This is a genomic window from Bacillus cereus group sp. BfR-BA-01524 (assembly GCF_022662595.1).
GTDB classification, from domain to species: domain Bacteria; phylum Bacillota; class Bacilli; order Bacillales; family Bacillaceae_G; genus Bacillus_A; species Bacillus_A thuringiensis_S.
The window spans coordinates 1-3,917 of record NZ_JAKUDW010000188.1 but is presented as its reverse complement, the minus strand read 5'-3'; the positions used below and the strand labels follow the sequence as shown (position 1 = coordinate 3,917).

Here is a 3,917-nt window from a genome sequence, read left to right as displayed (position 1 = left end):
GTATAAAATTTATACAGGTTACACTAATTTTATGGGTAGATTTTTTAATTCTTTAGGCTTTCTTATAAACATAGTTTGTAATGTTTGATTAATATTGTCACGATCTCCACAAAGAATTACATTAGGATTTATGTACAATGCATACATTCTAGCGTTAATTCCGTCTCTACCGGATTCAAAACGCCCAATTAAACCTTTTTCAATTAATTGCTTTACTAATCTACTAACTGTATTTTTACTAGATCCTATTTTGTCTGCAATTTCAGTTTGAGTCATAGGTAATTGTTCTTTTGCATTAATATCATGAACAATACAATTCGAGCGAAAACCTATAAATCCAATGATTTTATTTAAAAACATAATTTCTTCGTTTTTCAAATAATTAGTTTGAATGAGATATAACCAATTCTCTTGAATAATTTGAGCAAATTTAGCTTTATTTTTTATTTTCCGTTCAGGTACTAACTTCATTCCATGCAAATTAGCTTTTGCTTGAAGTTCATTTGCTATGTACATCTCTTCTTCTGACAATATCTTCGAATTCTCGATATCTCTCAATCTTGCATTTCTTTCAGCTTGTTTTAAATTGATAGTATTTGTCATAAACTTTTCTCCTCGTTCCTAGCTTTAACAACTAGTACAGAGACTTTTTTTATGCTATTATATAATTAGAATTTTATAAGAATAAAAAAGCCTCTTATGTATAGTTGTAGCGTCGCAACTCAATTATATCATGATAGGCTTTTTTTGTTATAACTAATAAAAAAAGAGTCCTGTACGTAAGACTTTTTTATGTATTATAAAAAGTAAACTTTTGAATTAAATTCATTTCCTTTTAAATATTAACTTCTCACTCATAAAATCCCCTAATATTCTCAATTTATATAACAAAGTATACATTCAAAAATAAGATAAATAAGGATATAAAAATACTTTTTTATTACTGATTAACAATACGATAGACATCTAATATTCCTTTTCCAAAAATATTAGGATTAAATATATCTGAACGTACACCATATTTATAAAGGAATTCTGAAGATTCATTTGGTTTATTTTTCAAATTATATTTATCAATAATCAAAGCTAAAGCCCCTGAAACCTTAGGTGCAGCTAAAGAATTACCTGATGTAAACGTATATTTTCCTCCCGGATGAGTACTTACTATCATTTCTCTTAAAAAGAGTTTTTCATTTAACCAACGTTCCGAACCGTAATTTTGCAAAATTCTAAAATCTCCACCTGGAGAAACAATATCTATAACTCCATCTCCAAAATTAGAAAAAGTAGAAAGTTCATCAGAAGGACCAATAGAAGCAACAGAAATAGTTCCAGGTAAAGTTCCAGGAACATCTAAAATATCTCCTTTAAATACAGCATCATTTCTTTCAAGTCTTTCCTTTAAAAAATCTGTCATTTGAGTACTTTCATTAAGATTAAGAGAATCATTGCCAAGGGCAGTAACTACAACACTTCCTTTAAATCTTGCATATTCTATTGCTCTTTTGTAAGCTCTAATTTCTGCTATATTCCCATGAGTTTTTTCATCTTCAAATAAAATATCCCCATCAACTAAATAATCACCTAAACTTAAATTTATAACATCAACATCATCTTTTGCAGCTTCTACAATTGCTTTTATAACCCAACTAGATTCAGCCGACTTTCCACCAAATACACGATATATACTTATACCTATATTAGGAGCTACTCCTTTAATAAGACCATTTGCAGCTATTTGTCCAGCAACATTTGTACCATGTCCTAAAATATCATTTAATCGATTTATATCTCCTGTCTCATAATTTTCTTGACCACGAAAACCGCCTCGTGGAACTAAATTTTTAGAGTTAGATACAACATTATTTTTTAAATCTGAATGATCTATATCCAAGCCAGAATCAATAATACCTACAGTCACATTTTTAGTACCTGAAAATATTTTATAACTCTCACCTCTATTTGTAACTTTTTGCATATCCCATTGAATATCCCATAAAGATGACTTAGATATAAAACCACTTGAACTTTCTAATAAATTACTAGTTTTGAATAATTTTATAGAAGGATTATAAGTACTAATTGTAATTTTTTTAGTAAGTTTTTGTATTTCTGAATACTTAGCTTTTAGTTGAAATAGCCCAATTTCTTCAATCTTATAAACTAGTTCAGCATTAATAGACTTTACTTGTTGCATAAAGCTATCTATATCTTCGTTTTCATCTAATAAAATCGTATAATACTGATTTTCTTCATTAATATCATTAACCTTATTAACATTATTAATATCATTAGCATTAAAGCCAAAGGAAATAAATAATGAAAAAGCAAAAAATAAAGATATTATAATTCTTTTCATCCAATTATCCTCCAAAAAAAGAAACTAAGTATATATAGATGTTTTTTTATTACTTTTTTGTTATTATTTTCATTAAAGGGTCGAATTCAAAGCATTCTATAAAAACATAGAAAGGAGAAAAAATGAAGAAAACTATAGAGAAAATAATTAAATCTATAATAGATTCAACATCTATAACAGACCTATGTAATAATCAATTATGCAATACCCTAAGTCCAATCATAGATTTTTTTATTTTTCCAGAATACCTAATTTTCAAAGCTACTACTTACTCTAGCAAAATCATATTCTTACTATTATTTTTAGCTATAGTTTTTATCTTTGGAATTTCATTCGAATTTATTTTAAAAAAGATTTTCAAACAAAGTGCACTTTTAGAAATAACTATAAAAGTTTTCGAAAAAATAATAATTACAGCAATGCTTTTCTACTTTTTCAAAGCAATAATATATTTAATAAAGTTAAAAAAACATTAGATTAATCTTTTATAATTTAAAGATACCCCTTATAAGGGGTATCTTTAAATCTGTTATTATTTATCAAAAATAACATTAACATCTTTTTTATCTAAATCTGTATTAGCAGGTGCATCACCAAAAACTGCATCATATAATGCCCAGCTCTTAACTTCATCTGCAACCTTACCAAGAACTTTACCAGCTGCCTTAAGTTTTCCTCCTCTAGGCTCAACACCAGTATTTGATTCCTGCTCTTGAACCTCACTTACATTGTATTTTGCTGAAACATTTTCTGTAGAAGCGTTAGCAGATGTAGCAACAAAACCTGTTGTTACAAGTCCAAAACCTAACGCAGCAGCTAAAACCTTAGATTTCATCATTAATTCCTCCTAATCAAATATTAAATTCTAGTAAATATTATCATTTATTGAAAATTAATACAATAATTTTATTTAAAATTTTCTAAATATTGATTTATTTGTAAATTGTGCTAAAATTTAATCGACTAAGGAGGTTATTTCATGAATAATGAAAAAATAAGCAAAATTCAAAAAATTATCGTTATATTTCTATCTGCAATTCTATTAATGCATTTTTCTATCATTATGCTAAGCGTAATCCCACCAAATCCAATTTTCACGAAGCACAAAAAAATAATAGATAATTATACTTACCCATTGTTCACTCAAAATTGGCATTTATTTGCACCTAATCCCATTACAAAAAACTATACCGTTTATATTCAAGCAAAAGTACAAGACAAAAATTCTAAAGAAATTTTAACAACAGATTGGATAGATACTAGCACACCACTTGTAGTGGAAAACAAAAAAAATCCAATATCTCCTATAAATAGATTAGTTAGAATTCCTACTGGAGTACAAGATCAAATGCATATACAAGATGAAACATTTCTTCAATATGTTAATAAAAAAGAAAACACAAAAAATGATGAAATGATAAAAAAAATTGAAAAAAGTATAGATAAAAGAGGACAAGAAATATTACAAAGATTTGGAAATTCCATGGCCACAAAATACATTGATCCATCAAAAATAAAAGAAGTAAGAGTAAAGTGGATAATAGAAGACCCTGTACCA

At 27.1% G+C, this 3,917-nt stretch carries 5 protein-coding genes; 2 read left to right on the top strand and 3 right to left on the bottom strand.

Going from position 1 to position 3,917, the window contains the following annotated elements; all coding sequences use genetic code 11:
• Positions 1-18 precede the first annotated feature (18 nt).
• Complete coding sequence (locus MR170_RS29980; RefSeq protein ID WP_242310521.1) at positions 19-603, bottom strand: helix-turn-helix domain-containing protein; 585 nt, start codon at positions 601-603, stop codon at positions 19-21.
• A 337-nt stretch (positions 604-940) separates the two neighbouring features.
• Entirely contained in the window at positions 941-2,359 is a 1,419-nt protein-coding gene (locus MR170_RS29975; protein WP_242310519.1) for a S8 family peptidase, read from the bottom strand.
• A gap of 122 nt (positions 2,360-2,481) precedes the next feature.
• On the opposite strand from MR170_RS29975, the gene MR170_RS29970 reads away from it, so the two are divergent.
• Positions 2,482-2,835: a hypothetical protein gene (locus tag MR170_RS29970; protein ID WP_098277357.1), complete on the top strand. Its 354-nt coding sequence runs from the start codon at positions 2,482-2,484 to the stop codon at positions 2,833-2,835.
• 56 nt (positions 2,836-2,891) lie between these two features.
• On the opposite strand, the gene MR170_RS29965 is transcribed toward MR170_RS29970, so the two are convergent.
• On the bottom strand, positions 2,892-3,197 hold the full coding sequence (locus tag MR170_RS29965; protein ID WP_176542734.1) for a hypothetical protein: 306 nt from the start codon (positions 3,195-3,197) through the stop codon (positions 2,892-2,894).
• Between the two features lie 141 nt (positions 3,198-3,338).
• On the opposite strand from MR170_RS29965, the gene MR170_RS29960 reads away from it, so the two are divergent.
• Positions 3,339-3,917 (top strand): DUF5819 family protein (locus MR170_RS29960; protein WP_242310518.1); only part of this gene is annotated, 579 nt, incomplete at its 3' end.